The organism is Microbacterium sp. P5_E9, assembly GCF_054049175.1.
In genome coordinates this window covers 18,410-35,387 of the sequence record NZ_JBFUMV010000017.1, presented here as the reverse complement: position 1 = coordinate 35,387, position 16,978 = coordinate 18,410, and the positions used below count along the sequence as shown (strand labels likewise).

At 64.0% G+C, this 16,978-nt stretch carries 15 protein-coding genes and 1 pseudogene; 11 read left to right on the top strand and 5 right to left on the bottom strand.

The genetic code is table 11. From position 1 onward, the window contains the following. The first annotated feature begins 594 nt into the window (after nucleotides 1–594). The 8 genes and pseudogenes from ACXJ3V_RS16695 to ACXJ3V_RS16660 all read left to right on the top strand — a co-directional run bounded on the left by ACXJ3V_RS16695 (nucleotide 595) and on the right by ACXJ3V_RS16660 (nucleotide 10,260). On the top strand, nucleotides 595–1,800 hold the full coding sequence (locus tag ACXJ3V_RS16695) for an ROK family protein (protein WP_457101463.1): 1,206 nt from the start codon (nucleotides 595–597) through the stop codon (nucleotides 1,798–1,800). A gap of 14 nt (nucleotides 1,801–1,814) precedes the next feature. Further along, complete coding sequence (locus ACXJ3V_RS16690; protein WP_457101462.1) at nucleotides 1,815–3,119, top strand: extracellular solute-binding protein; 1,305 nt, start codon at nucleotides 1,815–1,817, stop codon at nucleotides 3,117–3,119. A gap of 76 nt (nucleotides 3,120–3,195) precedes the next feature. Next, nucleotides 3,196–4,149: a carbohydrate ABC transporter permease gene (locus ACXJ3V_RS16685; protein WP_457101461.1), complete on the top strand. Its 954-nt coding sequence runs from the start codon at nucleotides 3,196–3,198 to the stop codon at nucleotides 4,147–4,149. 74 nt (nucleotides 4,150–4,223) lie between these two features. Further along, complete coding sequence (locus tag ACXJ3V_RS16680) at nucleotides 4,224–5,027, top strand: carbohydrate ABC transporter permease (protein ID WP_457101460.1); 804 nt, start codon at nucleotides 4,224–4,226, stop codon at nucleotides 5,025–5,027. Between the two features lie 168 nt (nucleotides 5,028–5,195). Next, nucleotides 5,196–6,935 (top strand): glycoside hydrolase family 66 protein, encoded by a 1,740-nt coding sequence (locus tag ACXJ3V_RS16675; protein ID WP_457101459.1) that lies wholly within the window; start codon nucleotides 5,196–5,198, stop codon nucleotides 6,933–6,935. After that, a complete protein-coding gene (locus ACXJ3V_RS16670; RefSeq protein ID WP_457101458.1) occupies nucleotides 6,902–8,047 on the top strand; it encodes a glycoside hydrolase family 15 protein in 1,146 nt (381 codons plus the stop codon). Before ACXJ3V_RS16675 ends, ACXJ3V_RS16670 begins: the two co-directional genes overlap by 34 nt. After that, nucleotides 7,963–8,361, top strand: a pseudogene (locus tag ACXJ3V_RS16665) (hypothetical protein); the annotation flags it as partial. The gene ACXJ3V_RS16670 and the pseudogene ACXJ3V_RS16665, both read left to right, overlap by 85 nt. An 87-nt stretch (nucleotides 8,362–8,448) precedes the next feature. Further along, the gene (locus ACXJ3V_RS16660) at nucleotides 8,449–10,260 is read left to right on the top strand and encodes a glycoside hydrolase family 31 protein (RefSeq protein ID WP_457101524.1); all 1,812 of its coding nucleotides are present in this window, start codon (nucleotides 8,449–8,451) and stop codon (nucleotides 10,258–10,260) included. A gap of 616 nt (nucleotides 10,261–10,876) precedes the next feature. On the opposite strand, the gene ACXJ3V_RS16655 is transcribed toward ACXJ3V_RS16660, so the two are convergent. Next, the gene (locus ACXJ3V_RS16655; protein WP_457101457.1) at nucleotides 10,877–11,413 is read right to left on the bottom strand and encodes an RNA polymerase sigma factor; all 537 of its coding nucleotides are present in this window, start codon (nucleotides 11,411–11,413) and stop codon (nucleotides 10,877–10,879) included. Beyond that, on the bottom strand, nucleotides 11,406–12,011 hold the full coding sequence (locus ACXJ3V_RS16650) for a hypothetical protein (protein WP_457101456.1): 606 nt from the start codon (nucleotides 12,009–12,011) through the stop codon (nucleotides 11,406–11,408). Before ACXJ3V_RS16650 ends, ACXJ3V_RS16655 begins: the two co-directional genes overlap by 8 nt. 279 nt (nucleotides 12,012–12,290) lie before the next feature. Between ACXJ3V_RS16650 and ACXJ3V_RS16645 the strand changes: the two genes are divergently transcribed. The 3 genes from ACXJ3V_RS16645 (at nucleotide 12,291) to ACXJ3V_RS16635 (ending at nucleotide 14,250) form a co-directional block, all read left to right on the top strand. Then, entirely contained in the window at nucleotides 12,291–12,671 is a 381-nt protein-coding gene (locus ACXJ3V_RS16645) for a PadR family transcriptional regulator (protein ID WP_457101455.1), read from the top strand. Then, complete coding sequence (locus ACXJ3V_RS16640; protein ID WP_457101454.1) at nucleotides 12,668–13,366, top strand: hypothetical protein; 699 nt, start codon at nucleotides 12,668–12,670, stop codon at nucleotides 13,364–13,366. Before ACXJ3V_RS16645 ends, ACXJ3V_RS16640 begins: the two co-directional genes overlap by 4 nt. Before the next feature lie 338 nt (nucleotides 13,367–13,704). Next, entirely contained in the window at nucleotides 13,705–14,250 is a 546-nt protein-coding gene (locus ACXJ3V_RS16635) for a hypothetical protein (RefSeq protein ID WP_457101453.1), read from the top strand. A 249-nt stretch (nucleotides 14,251–14,499) separates the two neighbouring features. Here ACXJ3V_RS16635 and ACXJ3V_RS16630 read toward each other — a convergent pair whose 3' ends face one another. From ACXJ3V_RS16630 to ACXJ3V_RS16620, 3 genes are all read right to left on the bottom strand, one after another. Beyond that, nucleotides 14,500–14,919: a hypothetical protein gene (locus ACXJ3V_RS16630; RefSeq protein ID WP_457101452.1), complete on the bottom strand. Its 420-nt coding sequence runs from the start codon at nucleotides 14,917–14,919 to the stop codon at nucleotides 14,500–14,502. A gap of 155 nt (nucleotides 14,920–15,074) precedes the next feature. Continuing rightward, nucleotides 15,075–15,950 (bottom strand): hypothetical protein, encoded by an 876-nt coding sequence (locus ACXJ3V_RS16625; protein ID WP_457101451.1) that lies wholly within the window; start codon nucleotides 15,948–15,950, stop codon nucleotides 15,075–15,077. Further along, nucleotides 15,950–16,513 carry an RNA polymerase sigma factor gene (locus ACXJ3V_RS16620; RefSeq protein ID WP_457101450.1) on the bottom strand — a complete coding sequence of 188 codons (564 nt, stop codon included), beginning with the start codon at nucleotides 16,511–16,513 and terminating at the stop codon, nucleotides 15,950–15,952. The genes ACXJ3V_RS16625 and ACXJ3V_RS16620 overlap by 1 nt, the downstream gene beginning before the upstream one ends. Nucleotides 16,514–16,978 lie beyond the last annotated feature (465 nt).

Here is a 16,978-nt window from a genome sequence, read left to right as displayed (position 1 = left end):
GTTGTCGCCCGCGTAAGCCGACATCTCACCGTCTGGCGCGATAAACCATTCCTCCGTTTCTATCCACCAGTCCTGCACCTTCGAAAGCCGCCACTAGCGATTTACGTTCCACTCCAGGCCACTGCGAGATGCCCGAAAGTACACATAGCCCACGGTGCGGCCGGAGATAGAAAGCTCGCCAAGCTGCCTGTCCCAGCGGTGGGGTTGTAGCTGCTCACTACTGCTGCCCATGCACTAACCGTAGAGGCGCGAGGATCACGGCGGCCCGGACTCCCGTACGCACAGCGACCCCGCAAGAGGATGGCGCCCACGGACTCGCCGCTCGCGTCGACGGCCTCGACCCGGATATCGTTCCGAGCCGCGTGGTGTCCGTTGGAAGGCCTATCGGTGTCGCCTCGGAGGAGATGTCTAGCTCGAGGAGCGCGACCGACAACCTCACGCCTCGAAGACCCCCCTTTGCGCGCTGCATCGACGCGGTCAGGTCACGGCACAGTGAACTCTAGTTCCAGGGCTTCGGGACTTGGACTAACAAATGGTTGACAGGCGAGTGGCTAATCTGTAGAACTTAATTTACTTCTAAATTTAGGATCCCAAGTGAATGATCCAGCGGCTCGAGCTGACGTAAAGCGATCGGCTGTCCTCGCGCTTCTTGGCGCTCAGGGTTCGGCTTCGCGGGCCGAGCTTGCACGCACACTCGGCATCTCACCCCCCGTCATGACTCAGCTCACTAGAGAATTGATCGCTGAAGGACTTGTCGTCGAGCTAGAACTTTCGCCCTCGCAGGGCGGACGCCCTGCCCAGATGCTTGGCCTCGCCAAAAGCGCCGGATCGGCCATTGGAGTAAAGGTAGCTGCCGATCACGTCGCGTTGGTTGAAGCGGGGATCGACGGCACCGTTCAGAGATTCTCCAGCGAGCCGTTCGATGCGGGCGCCACGACGGTGCTCGCCGACCTCGGCTCCCTGATCGGTCGATTCGTTTCAGAGAGCGCGTCGCAAAGGCTGCTCGGGGTGGGGGTCGGTCTCCCAGGAAATGTGGATGGGCAGCACAGCGGCATTGTCGATTCCGCGCAGTTGGGTTGGCAGCGGCTCCCGGTGGGCGAGAGTCTTCGTCGTCAGCTCCAGTTGCCTGTTCTGGTCGAGAACAACGTCAACGCTGTGGCAGTTGCCGAGCGTCTCTACGGTTCTGGCAGCGAGTTCGAGAACTTCCTGGTCGTCACCATCGGAACCGGCGTTGGAGCTGCGTTCGTTGTTGACGGTGTGGTGCATCGCGGCGCGAACGGAGGCGCGGGCGAGATCGGGCATTTCCCTGTCGTGGAGGACGGCGTCGAGTGCGTATGCGGCAACCGCGGATGCCTGGAGACGCTGATCTGCGAGGACAGCCTCGTTCAGGCTGGTCGGCTAGTTGGAGTGATCCGCGAGGGAGACGGGATCGCGGGGCTCCGCGCCGCCGCAGATGCGGGCGACTCCGTCGCCGCTGGTGTGTTTGGTGCGGCGGGGCATCGACTCGGCCGGGTACTGGCGGGACTCGTGCACACCCTGGACCCCGAAGCAGTCATGATCCTCGGGGAGGGAACGCTTGCCTGGCCCCACTGGGCCTTCGGTTTTGAGCCAGCGTTCCGTTCGGCGCTCATCCCTGCTCGCCGAGGGATCGGCGTCATGGTCGAGACCTGGGATGACGATGCATGGGCGCGAGGAGCGGCAGCGCTGGTGCTCGCAACGCCATTCGACTCGTCGGGCGCGAGCGGGGAGCAGGGCCGTCTCGTCCGCGCCCGCCTCCGAGCAGGTGCGGGCGAGGGTTAGGAACGTCCCGCGTAATGGTCGCGGGTGCACCAGAAAGAGACAAGGGGGTCTGCATGAAAACCACGAAGAGGGCACTGATTCTGTCGTTCGTCGGCATTTCCGCCGTGACACTGCTCGCCGGATGTGCCGGTGGGGGCAGTGACACAGCCGGGCCGGCTGAAGATGTGTGCGCAGCATCGACGCCGACAACGATTACGTTCTGGCATACGTACAGCACCGACAGTCCAGAGAACGACCAGCTCCTGAACACGGTGTTGCCGAAGTTCGAGGAGGAGTGCCCGGGTGTCAAGGTGGACGCGGTTGTCATGCCGTATGACGGTCTCCATGACCAGTTGATCGCGGGTGTGAGCGCGGGCGGATTGCCCGACGTGATGCGGATGGACATCATCTGGACGCCTGAGTTCGCCGATCTCGGAGTACTTCAGCCGGTCGATGACCTCAGCGGATTCTCGGACATCGCCTCGGCGGTCCTGCCGGGACCGCTATCGACCAACGAGTACAAGGGAGCCACCTACGGTCTGCCTCTGGACACGAACACGCAGGTGTACGTGTACAACACCGATCTGGTCACGACCGCGCCGGAGACCTTCGACGACCTCGAGACCCTCGGCGACCAGCTCAAGGGCCAGGGCAAGTGGGCTCTATCGCTCGGTGGCAGCGGGCCGTGGAACGTGCTGCCMTTCTTCTGGAGCGGCGGCGGCGCGGTCACGAACGACGACTACACCAAGGCGACCGGCTACCTGGACTCCGCCGATTCCGTCAAGGCGCTGCAGTGGCTGGTCGACTTCAACGACGCCGGACTCCTGGGCCCTTCATCCGTTGGTGGGACACCAGACAGCTGGGGCGGGTTCAGCGGTGGCGATTATGCGGGTATCACGGACGGACCCTGGCTGGTGGCGACATTCCAGAACGACTTGACGCTCGAGGAGGTCCAGGTTCCTGAGGGCCCGGGCGGATCCATTTCGGTGGTGGGTGGTGAGAACCTCGTGATGTTCGCGACTAGCACTCACCAGGAGGCAGCCTGGGCATTCGAGCAGTTCATGCTGTCCGATGTTGCACAGGAGGCGATGGCGGAGGTCGGCCAGATCCCGGTGACCGCGTCTGCACTCAAGTCTCCCGCGGTGACCGGGGTGCCTTACCTGGCGGCATACGTCGAGCAGCTGCAGACCGCCCAGGCCCGCACACCCGTACCGACGTGGACGCAGATCGACCCGATCCTGACCGACGCGTTCGGTGCGGCGCTCCGTGGCGAGAAGTCCGCGCAACAGGCGCTCAGCGACGCTGCGGCGCAAATCGATCCGCTGCTGTCCGAGAAGTAGAGATGAGGGGGAGTGGGGGCGGCCACCGTCTCCACTCCTTCCCTTCAGGTAACCGATCCGCCCGGAGAAATTCAGGATGACCTCTCTCATCGCGTCCGACCGCCCAGTGATGCAGCCGGTGGCACCTCGCGCTCGTGCGATGCGGAAACGCCGCAGGCAGTTGCTCGTCGCCGCCCCGTTCGTACTACCCGGCCTCATCCTCGTATTGCTCTTCGTGGTCTGGCCTCTGATCAAGGGCGTCCAGATGAGCCTGTACGACTGGAACCTTCCGGTGCCCAGCCGAAGCGAGTTCATCGGCTTAGGCAACTTCATCAAGGCGTTCACCGGGGACCCCATCTTCTGGGTCTCGGTTCGCAACACGTTTCTCTATGCGATCGTCACAGTTCCGATCCAGATCGCGCTCGGCCTGTTCGCGGCTGTTCTGCTCAACGGTCAACTGTTCGGTCGCACCGTCTATCGGGCGCTGTTCTACCTTCCGGTGGTGACCTCCTGGCTCATCGTGAGCTTGGTGTTCACATTCCTTTTCAGCGATGGCATGGGTCCGGTCAATTACGTGCTTGTCGATGTGCTCCACGTCGCAACCGAGCCGATCGCGTGGCTCCACAACACGTGGGCAGCTCAGGTGCCGATCATKCTTCTCGGGGTGTGGAAGGGCATCGGCTGGAACATGGTGATCTTCCTTGCGGCGATGCAGTCGATCCCCGGGGAGCTTTATGAAGCCGCGACCCTCGACGGCGCGAACGCCTGGCAGAAGTTCTGGCGCGTCACCTTCCCGTTGTTGCGCCCCACCTTCCAGTTCGTGAGTGTCGCCCTCATCATCGGCGCATTCAACGTGTTCATCTCCGTCTACCTGATCACCGGCGGCGGTCCGGAGAAAAGCACTGAGGTCATGCTCTCGTACATGTACAACCAGGCCTTCACCGCCCTCGACTTCGGGTACGCGACCGCGATCGGACTCATCCTGGGAGGCACAGTCATGGTGTTCGGCTTCCTGCAGCGCCGAATCACCCGAGGAGCGGTTGACCAGTGACCGCCAGCGCCACGCCGAARCGGAACGGTCACCGCCTCCAGCGCGCCACCCGGGGGCTCCTCAGGTGGCGGATCATGCGGTACGTCGCTCTCACCTTCGGTGCCCTCGCCATGATTCTGCCGTTCGGATACATGGTCGGAACCGCCCTCAGCCCCGAGCGTTGGGTGATTCCTGACCCGCCCACGATCTGGCCCGCGGACCCGACCCTCGACAACTTCATTCGTGCCCTGACCTCGGCGGGGCTGCAACAGTACGCCCTCAACTCGCTCGTCGTCGCGTTCGTCACCGTGATACTGACGGTGAGCATCTCGGCGCTGAGCGCGTTCGCTTTCGCGCGGCTGCGGTTCCCCGGCAAGGAGTGGATCTTCGGCTTCTATCTCGTCACGATGACGATCCCCGACCTCATTGCGTTGCTACCCAAGTTCCAGGTGATGCGTGACTTCGGACTCGCAAACAGTTGGACGGGTCTTTGGATCATCTACGTCTCGAACGCTGTTGCGTTCAACACCTTCCTGCTTCGCGGCTTTTTCGCACAGGTCCCGCAGGAACTCGAAGACGCGACTCGGATCGACGGTGGCGGAGTGTGGACGTTCTTCCTGCGCGTCCTTCTTCCCCTTAGCAAGCCTGCCCTCGCAACAATCGCCGTCTTCGCGTTCCTCGGTTCATGGGACGACTTCTGGTGGGCGCGGTTGCTCCTCCAGGACCCCGACTTGCGAACCCTTCCGATCGGAATCCTGCTGTTCTTCAATTCGCATGCCACCCAATGGACGACGATCTTCGCTGCGACCACGCTCGCCGCACTTCCTGAGATCGCGATCTTCATCGTCCTTCAGCGCTACTTCGTGAACGGCGCATTCTCCGCCGGCGTTCGCGGGTAGTCCCGTAGCCAGTTCAGACACCGTCGCTCAACTAGTCAGCCGAGAAAGGTTCGCCTTGAGTTCAACCGTCCGTGCCCCACGAGGGGCCGTAAGAGACCGCAGTTGGCAAGTCGGCACGCCATTCATCCCCACCCGATGCCGGCCTGCCACATGGACGGAGGTCGTTCGTTGACCCACCTCGTCGTCACCCCCACCCGAGCGCAGTATCGTCCTGGCGAGCACATCGGACTTCGGATAACTGTTGCCGGCGCTCCGGTCGGAGACCTTTCCCTCCGTGGCACGATCGCGGCTGGGTCACCGTTCCTGGCTAAACCGCAGCACTTCGATTTGGGGATCGTTGTCGGCGAGGACGGGGAAGGGCGCGCGGAGGTGGAACTCGCCCTTCTCGCGGCGCAAGTGTCGGCCGGTGCCTCACGTGGGTTCTCTGTGACAGTCCAAACACTCAGCGGCACCGTGACCGCGACTAGCGCCTTCGACATCGCGGTCCGGTGGCACGATGCTCCGCGGTACGGCTTCTTCTCCGACTTCGGCCCTGACGAGACCCCGGAAGAGTCAGCGCGACGAGCCGATGCGATGCTCTCGCTGCATCTGAACGTGATTCAGTTCTATGACTGGATGTACAGCCACCACACTCTTGTTCCGCCTACGCAGGAGTTCATCGACCCGCTCGGGAGAACTCTCTCGCGCGCCGTCACTCAGCGGAAAGTGGACCTTGCTCACGAGCGGGGTATGGCGGCACTGGCGTATGGCGCGTTGTACGGGGCGGAACGAGACTTCGCCGACCAGCACGCGGATTGGCTGCTCTACGACGGGCGACACATCCCGCTGGAGCTCGCCGAGATCTTCTACCTGCAGGACATTCGTGAGGTGTCCGGCTGGCGGCGTTGGATCATCGATCAGTACGTGGCTGCGATCCGCGAACTCGGCTTCGATGGCATCCATATCGACCAATACGGGTACCCAAAGCGCTCGGTGTCTCGGGCCTCGGGAGAGTGGCAGGAAGTGGATCTGGGAGTCGAGTTCACCGGATTCGTCGAGCAGGCGGCTCGGGAGACGCTCGCGGCTGCACCGGATGGAGGGTCCATCTTCAATTTGGTGAATGCGTGGCCTCTCGAGGAAATGCCAAAAGTCAGCTCAGATGCTGCCACCTATATCGAAGTGTGGGATCCGTACTCCACCTATCGGGACCTCTACGACCTGATCCGCCGGTCGCGGGAACTCAGGCCCGCAAAGCAGGTCGTCCTCGCCGCATATCTGCACGCCTTCCATCCTGCCGAGGGTCGGCAGGATGGCGCGATGAACACGTTCCGCTTGGCGTGGGCGACGATCAACTCGTCGGGGGGATTTCAGCTTCTCGCTGGCGAGGGCGCCGGTTTGCTTACTGAGGCGTACTACCCAAATTACGGCGTGCTACCGGACGAGGACTTCGAGATCGTGCGCCGTTACGCGGATTTCGCAGTACGAAATACCGGCGCTCTGCATGGTGGCGGGATCGACGTGGCTTGGACGCAGGTCGGGCCGACCAACGACGTCATCCTCCTTGAACACGACGATTTGGCCGGCAACGTCGCCAGCTACGGCGCAGGAGCCGTTCCAGGAACGGTCTGGACCATCACTCGGGAATATAGCCACGTGACGACGTTGAACCTCGTCAATCTTGTCGGGATCGAGTCCGGCAGGTGGAATAGCGCGCAGCTGACCCCGCCAAAGGTCTTAGCAGCGCTGAAGGTGCGTGTTGTGGTCACGGGCCGTGTTAATGGCGTGTGGTGGGACACCCCCGATGATGGCGAAGGCACGGCGCGTCCACTCGAATTCACCGTGGTCAACGGTGAGCGCAACCGCTTCCTCGAGTTCGTGATTCCGAGCCTCCAGGTGTGGTCGATGGTCTGGTGGGAGCGCGCAGAATGATCGAGGACCGTGACCGGCTGATCGCGATTGCCCGACTGTCGCACGATCTGATCGTCGATTGTCAGGACGCACATGGTGCCTACCCGGCCTCGCCCACCTTCTCCGCCTACCGCGGCTACAGCTGGCTGCGCGACGGCGCTTTTACTGCTGAGGGCGTCTCTCGTTTCGGGGATGTCGAGTCCGCGAACGCATTTCACGACTGGGTGACTGCGCGGCTCGCCGACCGCCGCAGCCAAGTGGACCGCCTCGTCGCGCAGCGGGGCGAAGGGGTCATCCCCACCGTCGCCGAGATGCTTCCCACACGGTTCCCGACCGAAGATCACGCAGAACCGGACACCTGGTGGAACTTCCAGACTGATGGTTATGGCACATGGCTCTGGTCTGTCGTGACCCATGCCGAACGCCATGCGGAACCTCTCGAGCGGTGGCGGGCGGGGATCGAAGTCGCTGCGGACTACGCGAGCGCGTTCTGGGATCTGCCTTGCTACGACTGGTGGGAGGAGAACGTCGACCAGCGCCATGGCTCGACACTGGGTGCGCTTTTCGGCGGCCTGTCGGCCGTCGCTCGGAGTACGGCGATCGATCAGCCAAGGGTCGCCGCCGCCGCCGCCGCGGCAGAACGTATCCGGCAGCTCATTCTGACTGAGGGATTGGCTGACGACGGCGCACGTCTCGCTAAATGGCTGGGAGGCGATGCTTGCGACGCCTCGCTGGCGTCCTGCATAGTCCCGTTCGCGATCATCGCCGTCGAGGACCCCGTGGCGGGGGCTACCATCGACGCCATCTCCGAAAACCTCGATGTGAGCGGTGGCGTTCATCGCTATCTCGCCGACGAATTCTACGGTGGGGGACAGTGGCCGTTGCTCTCCTGCCTACTCGGCTGGAACCAAGCCGTGCGGGGCGATGTCGACGGAGCGCTCGCCCACCTGCGTTGGTCCGCTGACCAGCTGAGCCCCGAAGGTCAGTTCCCCGAACAGGTACCACACCACCTGCTTCACCCCGAGCATCGCGATCGCTGGGTCGGCGAGTGGGGTCCCGTCGCGACGCCGCTCCTCTGGTCGCATGGAATGTACCTGATCCTCGCCGACGAGCTTGGGTTGCTCGGCGAGTGATTCGCCACCGACCGACAGGATCTGGTCACCCGTACGCCGACGACACGGACCAGCTTTCGCCAGCGACGCCGGTCGAAGGGCAGCCGCTTCGCCTCGGCGTCCGCGCATCCGCAGAGGTCAGGTGGGTGCTGCTCGAGTGGCACCGCGATGCGGTACGTCAAGCCGATGTCTCATTGGGACGCGTCGTTCGCAGCGACCGCGGAAAGGTGGTCAGCCAGGTCGGTCACCTCGCCGCGGCACAGAATCGCCTCGCGCCTTCCAGCGTCGGATGGTCCACCGAACTGGGTGGTCTACGGCGCGGCGAGCAACTGCGATACCGGTTCATCTCGAATGACGGTCGCACGCGGTGGTTCGAGACATCGGTAAACGGCTGGACCGTCGGTGTGGGAGGACTCGCGGTCGTGGGCACGACGCGCATCGCCGACGAACGCGGCAGCACCCTCGGCGACGGATCAAAGACACGTCGGGTGCGCTTCGCGCTACGGCTCAAGGCAGGCGAGCACGTCGTAGGGTTCGGCGAACGATTCGACGCGATCGATCAGCGCGGCCGGCAACTGGACTCGGTCGTCTTCGAGCAATACAAAGACCAGGGAGCGACGGGACGCACGTACTTGACGATGCCCTTTGCCCATGTGGTCGGCGGATCTGGGTGGGGATTTCACGTCCGCACCACACGTCGGGTTTGGTTCGACGTAGGGGCATCCGACCCCGATCGGTTGTGGGTCGAAGCCGAAACCGGGGCAGACGGGCAGTTGGAGATTGCGTTCTACGACGGCACGCCGCGCGATGTACTCTCAGCGTTTCTTCGCGAGGCTGGTCGGCCCGAGGAACTGCCAGAGTGGGTCTTCCGACTATGGGCAAGCGGGAACGAGTGGAACACCCAAGCTGACGTGATGCGGCAGGCCGACGCTCACCGCGATCATGGCATCCCATTCGGCAACCTCGTGATCGAGGCGTGGAGCGACGAAAGCACGTTCACGCAGTGGCGCGGCGCCCGGGCGATCGTGCGCGATGGGGCACGTCCCGCCCGGCTCGCCGACTTCGACTTTCCCTCCGACGGGCCATGGCCAGATCCGAAGGGCATGGTCGACGAACTCCACACGCGAGGGATCCGCGTGCACCTCTGGCAGATCCCGCTCATCAAGATGCGACCGCCCCCTGCTGGGCAGGCTGCAGCGGATGCCGCAGCGGCGATCCGTGACAACGTGCTGATCCAAGAGCCGACGCATAATGGTCGGCTCCGTCCTTATCGCAATCGAGGCTGGTGGTTCCCACTCGCGCTGATGCCCGATCTCACCGACGATCGGTCCGCACAATGGTGGACCGAGAAGCGGCGCTACCTCGTCGACGAGGTGGGCATCGACGGCTTCAAGACCGACGGCGGTGAGCACGCATGGGGATCCGATCTGGTGTATCTCGACGGGCGCCACGGTGACCAGCGCAACAACGCGTTCCCGGTCGCGTACGCCAAGGCCTATGGTGAACTGTTGCGGCGGGCAGGAAAGCCGCCCGTCACCTTCAGCCGTGCGGGATTCACGGGCAGCCAGGCGCATGGCGCATTCTGGGCGGGCGACGAAAACTCGACATGGGATGCGTTCAGGTGGTCGTTGTTCGCCGGCCTGAGCGCATCGGCGTCGGGGATCATGTATTGGTCCTGGGATCTCGCAGGATTCAGTGGCGATGTTCCAACTGCTGAGCTCTACCTCCGCGCTGTGGCTGCGGCGACGTTCGTACCGATCATGCAGTACCACTCCGAGTTCAACTTCCACCGCACTCCGAGCCGAGACCGGACGCCATGGAATATCCAGGAGCGCACCGGAGACGACCGCATCATCCCGACATTCCGCCGATTTGCGGAGTTGCGCGAACGCCTCGTCCCGTACCTCGCTTCATCGGCTCACAACGCGATAGCCCGTGGTGAGCCCCTGATGCGGCCGCTCTTCTTCGATCACCCGCGCGACAGCATGGTGTGGGACCGGCCACTCCAGTGGATGCTGGGCGACGCGCTGTTAGTAGCGCCGGTCGTGCACGAAGGCGCCCACTCCATCGAGGTCTATTTGCCCGCCGGCGAATGGATCGACGCCTTCACAGGCGCGCGCGTGGAGGGCAGTCAGCTCCTCGCCCGTCCAACTCCCCTCGGCGAGCTCCCGGTTTTCGTGCGAAGCGAGTTCTGGCCGGCATTAGGCCCAGTCTTCGCATCTCCGACGGAGTAAGCACCCCCGGCGTCGCGTAATGGAGACTGCCCGCTTGCAGGCGCGACCGCTGCGAATCGCTCCTGCTCAGGCACGCTACCGATCCTCGAAGACGGCGAGCAATACGAGGCAGACAACCTCATCGCCTCGGGCTGCTCGTCCACGGCCGTTGCTGTCGCGCTGAGGGACCGGCTTGTGGCCGATCTCACTCTGACGGGCAGCAGCGAGCTACCGTCGAAGGGTGGACGCTAGCGAACAGGAAGAACGCGTGAGTACCCTGCTCGTCTTTCCCGAGTGGGGAGGGCGAGAGGTAGTTCCCCGGTCGATCGACATCTCTCCCGAGCTACGTCAGCGACTCCGTGCATGGAACCGGACGTGGGAGGTTGTTCTCGATCCGGTCTTTGAGATCAAGTGGCCGGAGCCGTCGGTTGGACGCGAATGGATTGCCGAAGGCGACGCACTCGTACGTGACCTGCAACGAGAGGTTGGACCGAGCCTTCGTGTGGTCGGCGATTTCGCTATGTATGACCCGGACGCCTTAGGAGACCGCTGACTGACCGGCTTTGCGGGGGCTGTCTCGCACGGGGACCGGCCTACCGCCGGCGCTCGCCACGGGAAGCTCGACATCCCGCGGCGCTCAACACCTAATCGCGGGGATTTGCGTCGGTTCCGATCGATCTGGTTCGAGGGTCTCGCGAAGTCGGAGTTTTGCGGTCTGATACCGACTTCGTGCTGTGGAGTCTGGGATGCCGCACAGTTGTGCGGCGTCCGCGATGGTGAATCCGTCCCAGTGGATGAGCCGGACGAGTTCGGCTTGGTCTTTCGGGAGCCTGTCGACAGCGTCGCGGATCTCGATACCGGCATCGGCGGGGACGCCGACAATGCTCTGGGGCGTCGTTAGGGCGCGGAGTTTGTTGGCCAGCCGCCACCGCCGGCGACCGCCGCGCTCGGCGTTCGCGAGCACGTTGCGGGCGATCCCGTACAGCCACATGCGCGCTTCAACCTGTGAGGACGGAAGGTCCGCGGAGCGCCGCCAGGCGGTGGTCATGGTCTCGGCCAGGAGGTCCGGAGCATCGTCACGGCCGACCCGGTACTCGAAGTAGCCGAGTAGGTCGATGGACGAGAGGGAGATCGCGTGCAGGACCGCGTTGTCGTGGTCGCTTCGCCTACTCAACGATTTCTCCCTTGCAGCGAATCTCGCCCCTGACCGCGAGGCCGGCTTCCTGTATCGCAGCGGCGTCGACTCCCTGCGCTGCGAGATCGGCGCGCATCTGAGTGTCGACAACGCGGGATACCGACATGATCCACATCGTTTCGTCGGATCGGGCGGGCGCTTCGACACCGAGCGCTTTCTGATCGGCGGTGAACTGAGCGTACTCAGCAAGTCGTGCTTCCCAGTCTGCGACGATCGCGTCCTGGTTCACGGTCGCGTCCTCGCGGAACGCGTCGCGCACAGCTTGTGCGACATCCGGGTCCGTGGACTCGATCTGGCCGACCCGGTACTCACACGGGTCTCCGGACAGGGAGGTGAAGTAATACGCGCCGTCCGGCTCTTGCAGCCACCACGCCCAATCATCGGCGGTCGCCGCGGCGGCCATCCCGGCCCCGCCGAGCATGACCGCGGTGGCAATGCTCAGACCCGCGACCTTCCACGTTCGCCGACGCCGTTCCGCCGGCTCGCGCTCCTGCTTGTGCGCCTGGACAGTCATCCGCGCCAGCGCGTCCTCAACCTGAGGTGTGATCGGTGTTCGCGGCGGCGCCGCTCGCGTCAAGAGCTGATCCAACGACCTCGACTGATCCCGGTTCTCGCTCATAGCGTTGTCCTCTCGAAGGTGCCCATACCTCCATATGTCCAGCACCCGGCACTTCGTCCATCGCGAGGACAACTTGCTTCGAAAACGAGGCTACGCCCGCCGAATGATCCGCTTGTACGCGAACTGTCGCATGCGGTCGGACCGCCCTGAGGGTGGTCGGTGTGGTTCGCGACGAGGCCGGTGAGGCGATTCGGAATCAGACGTTGCATATTCTTCCCGGCAGAGTATTCTGTGGGCATGGGCGGAGTCTCGCGGGAGCTGTCGAATGAAGTGTCGTTCTGGGTGTTGGCTGCCCTGTCCGAGGAGTCAAAGCACGGCTACGCGATTCTGCGTGACGTGGAACTGCTGAGCACCTCGCAGGGCAGCCCCGTCTCCCTGAAGGTCCCGACGCTTTATGGGGCGCTGGATCGTCTGAATCGGCTGGAGCTGATTGAGGTGTTGAGCGAGGAGGTCGTCGATGGTCGCGCTCGTCGGTACTACCGGCTCACCGAGCACGGGACTGCGGCGCTGGAAGAGGAGACGGTGCGTCTGGAGGCGCGCGTTCGTGTTGCGCGATCCGTGATGCCTGCCGGATCGTCCGCGAGCACATCAACCACGGTCGATGGGCGCGGACGATGACGGACGCGAACGCTAAGCGGCGATATCAGCGAATTCTTCGGTGGTATCCCAAGGAATGGCGGGCGCAGCACGAGCAGGTGATGCTCGGCACCCTGCTGGACATGGATGATGCTCGCGGGCGGCGCGGGCCGACATTCGGTGAGGCGTGGTCGCTGCGTCTTGACGGACTGCGGCGCCGGCTCCGCCCCGCCGATGACGGCCTGCCGCGGAGGCGACGCAGGATGGCACCTGCCATCGTGGGCCTCGTGATTGTCGGATGCGTGTCCGTCGGAGGCCTAGCGGCAGCCGCATCACCCCCGGCTCTCTCGGACGAGGAAAGAGCGCAACTACTCGCCGCCTGCCTCAACGACAAAGGCTGGGCAACAGAGATAGGCGCCGACGGTGGCGTCGCTGTCGAATACCAGTCCGACCAGGAAGCCCAGCACCTAGCGGACGCTGAGAGCTGCATCACCACACTGCAGCTCAATCGGATCGCCAAGCCGTCGCGCGCGCAGTTAGAGGCGCACTACGCAAACCTGCTCGCGGCACAACGTTGCCTCGAAGAGCGTGGCTACGCGACACCGAAAGCTCCGGACAGGTCCACGTTCGTGGTATCCGGAGGTACATGGTCGCCGTTCGCGGCGCTCCCCAACGGGACAGCCGAGGATCTCGCCCAGATCGAACGAGCATGCCCACAGCCCGATCTCCAGCCATGAGGGTGCAATTCGCGAGCACCAGACACTGCGGGATCACGCCGCGCAAGATTGGTGTGCACTGATCCGGTTGTATGGAGCAATACGAGTGTGAGCACCGATAACGAGGTCATCGAGTGTGAGCACGGGGTCGGCCCTGAGGACCAACCGGTTCATGCAGCGCTTGACTCGTTGTTCGACCGTCGGTTCTCCTTGACTACAAGCGGCCACGGACCGCAAGGCCGACGACACCGCTCTCGATGTGTGTGTGGTGGGTTGGTTGACGATCGCACGTCAGAGATGACCGGCGCGTGGCCTCGGCGGCGCTCACCCGGGGTCACCGTTGAATGGGAGGGTGGAAAGTGACCGTAGCGCAGAAGCACAATTTGATCGTCACGATCGTCTTCTCGGTAGCTGGGGCTATTGCCCTCGCGGGATGCGCCACCGAGTACCACGGCTACGACAGCGGGATCGACGGGGTGTTGGCGAGGCAAGTCGCGACGTTCGAGGATCCCCTCTCCGAGGATCTATTTCAACCTGCGGAGAATGGGCCGGCTGCGTACCTCGACGCCCTCGACGGCATGCGCTGGGATGGGAGTGCGTCATCCGCTGCGGACCTGGAGCTCGACAGAGGCGGCATCGTTCTCTACGACACGGTCGCAACGGATTCATCCGCTAAGGTCGCGGTGTTCATCTCGTCTGGCCCACGGCAGGCCGTCCCGACCGATGAGAACCGCACTTACACGGGGCCGAGCCAGGTCTACACCTGCTACTCGGTGGAGGCAGACTTCGGCTCAGAACCGATGCCGTCGCCGGATCGAGTGATGCTCGACGACTGCCCGCCACTCCTGGTAGAACTGCTCCCCGACGACGCCGCCTTCGCCAGTGCCGATGTGTTCGACGGATAGCACGGCGACTCGCGCCGCGTCGCGGTGAGGGACCGGCATCGGGCATGCTGACAGTACTGGAGTTCCTGAGGGGTCGAGTGCCCAACGGCTCAGGCCGCTAGGAACCCGCGCCGGTGTCGATACATCGATGCGAGCAGGAACGCGCTGGAACCGCCCGGTCCGGATTTCGCGATGGGCGCCTTCTGTCGGAAGAGATTATGAGACGAGGTTGCCGTCGACGCCCGGGTCTGAGAGACCGGGGCAGGGCTGTCACTCTCCGAAGCTGCTGCGTGGCCGGATGAACACCGAAGCCAGAAGGACGAGGAAGGCCGGCAAATAGAATCCGCCAATGGTCCAAACGCCCACGATGATCCATCCGGCGAACAAGACAACTGCGGCGATCGTCACCCACTGCCATGCGCGCGGCGGGACAACGAGCGGCGCAAGCGCGATGGCGACCGGGATTAGAGCGAGCACGATTGCCCAGGCGCCGGACGTCTCCAGGATGGTCGCCGTCCCCGTACTCGAGTTTCCAGCGGAGTCAGATGTCGCGATCTGGTACGTCGGCGCGAAGAGCATGAAGACCCCCGCCGCAACCGCCAGCACCACAGCGATCAGCTGAACCACCCGCTTCGCACCGATCCTCGTAATACGAGGGACCGACGTGGTCGGGGTTGTGCTTGCGGACATCGTCGACTCCTTACCCGATGGCGTCACTGGTAGCTCAGCGGACTGCTCAACGCCTTCAGTAGACAGCCTGCCTGGACAATCTCGCAAGAACGATTGGGTCGCCGACCATTCGCGCGGTCCCGCCGAGGGCCCTTATGCGGACGCCCGCGACGTGGTCACCCGTTGATCTGGAAGGTTCCGATCTGGGTTGTGCCGTCGGAGGTGTAGACGGGAACGGTCCATCCGTTCGGGTACTTCTCTTGGGTCTCCTTCTGCCAGCGAAGTGCTTCGTCAGGCGAGGAGGGGAGCCCGGGGTGGTCGGGGCTGCTGCCATCGAGTTCGCTCGCGAAGATGTAGCCCACGACCTGTGTTCCGTCGGGTGCGATGCCAATCGCGCTGATGAGGTCGGGGCGGCCTTCGATCGAGTCCTCGACGCCGTAGGTCTGCCCGTTGGCGTTGACCCCGAGATGGGTGGGTATTTGGGTGATGTACTGCACGGTTACGACTGCGCTGAAGTCGGTCGGGTTCAGGTAGAGGGTGTGGACGGTGTCGTCCAGCGGGTAGTCGTACCAGGCCGAGAGATCTCGACCGGAGGAGAAGTCTTGCGCGCCCCACCCACCGTTGGGATTGTTCCCGCCGGCATCGGTTCCCCAGTTCAGCGACCCGGGGCTCAACGGTGTCATCGTCACGCGAGCGTGGGTGGCCGCAGCGGGCCGGTCCTCGAGGGAGATCTGTGTGGTCGTGTCGAAGGTCTCCGTGATCGGGTCGCCGAGCAGAGCGATGATCGGGGCGCCGGGCGTCACCCCGAGCGGGGCGGCGACCGCGTCAGGGTAGGCGGGCGTGGGCTGCCCGGAGGGTTGCGCCGGAGTGGCGGTGAGCATTCCGGTGGCGGCGAACGCTCCCGCTGAGGCCCCGGCGCCCGCGACGAGACCGGCGAGGACAAAACCGGCAGCCCATAGCGCGCGGCGCCGGCGGGGAGCCGGGTTCTCGGCGACATGGTTGATGAGGTTCGCTCTGATCGCGTCGGAGCGTTCCGGGGTGAAGTTCGCCATCATGACCCTCCTTCAGGGAGTGGATGGGCGGTGACCGCTGTGCGTAGTCGGGCACGGAGACGGGTGAGCCGCATCTTCGCGGCCGACTCGGATAGCCCCAACGCAGTCGCGGCCTCCCGGGTCGTGAACCCCTCCAACGCCGTCATCGCCAGAAGCGTCGCGTCCGCGGGACGTGCAGCGGCGATCGCTTCCCGCAACGCGATCAGATGCTCGTGGTCGCGATCGGCGATCGGATCGGCAGGATCGGGCACCACGGACGGAGCGGGCAAGGCAGCCAGAAACCGCTCGTACCGACGCCTTGCCCGGGCGGCGTTCCTGGAGATGTTCTGCGCGGTCACGATCAGCCAGGGCAGCAGCGACCCGTCCACGAACCGCACCGCGTCACGGCGACGCCACAACTCCAGGAACGCCGCCGCCGTGAGATCCTCCGCGCTCGTCGCGCTGTTCCCGCTGGCAATCAGGTGCCGGAAGACTCGGTCGCGATGCCGGTCCCAGATCAGGCCGTACCGGCGACTGTCGCCAGACAGCACCAACCGCCACACCATCTCATCCGAATCGTCCACCACACTTCATAGTGTCCGCAGCCACCCGAATAGTCACACCGCGCCCAGACAATATTCGAAACGCCGTTAATCGCGAACCGAAGTCGTAGGCGAGGATCCGTTTGGCGGAGTTGAACTGTCGCGTTGAGGGACCGCTCAGCGGCGCGGGGGCTGGACTCTGGAGGCGAAGGTCGAGCATTTCTGAGTTGACTGACGGAACACCAACCCGGCGCGACGATCAGAGCGTCAACGGAACGTCGGGCCGATTGACGGAGTTTGCTGTCGCGAGTGCCCATGAGATGTCGATGGGTTCTGTTGGTGGCAGATTCAGATCGGCAGGGCCGATGGGAGGGTTGGCCATGGAACTCCTCGAGACATTGTTTGGGGCTGGTGGTATTGGCGGCTCTGCTCAGCTGCTTGGTCGGCGACTTGCCACCGACTGACGTGAGTCGGAACGCGTGGCGCTGGGGCCGGATGCCCGCTTAT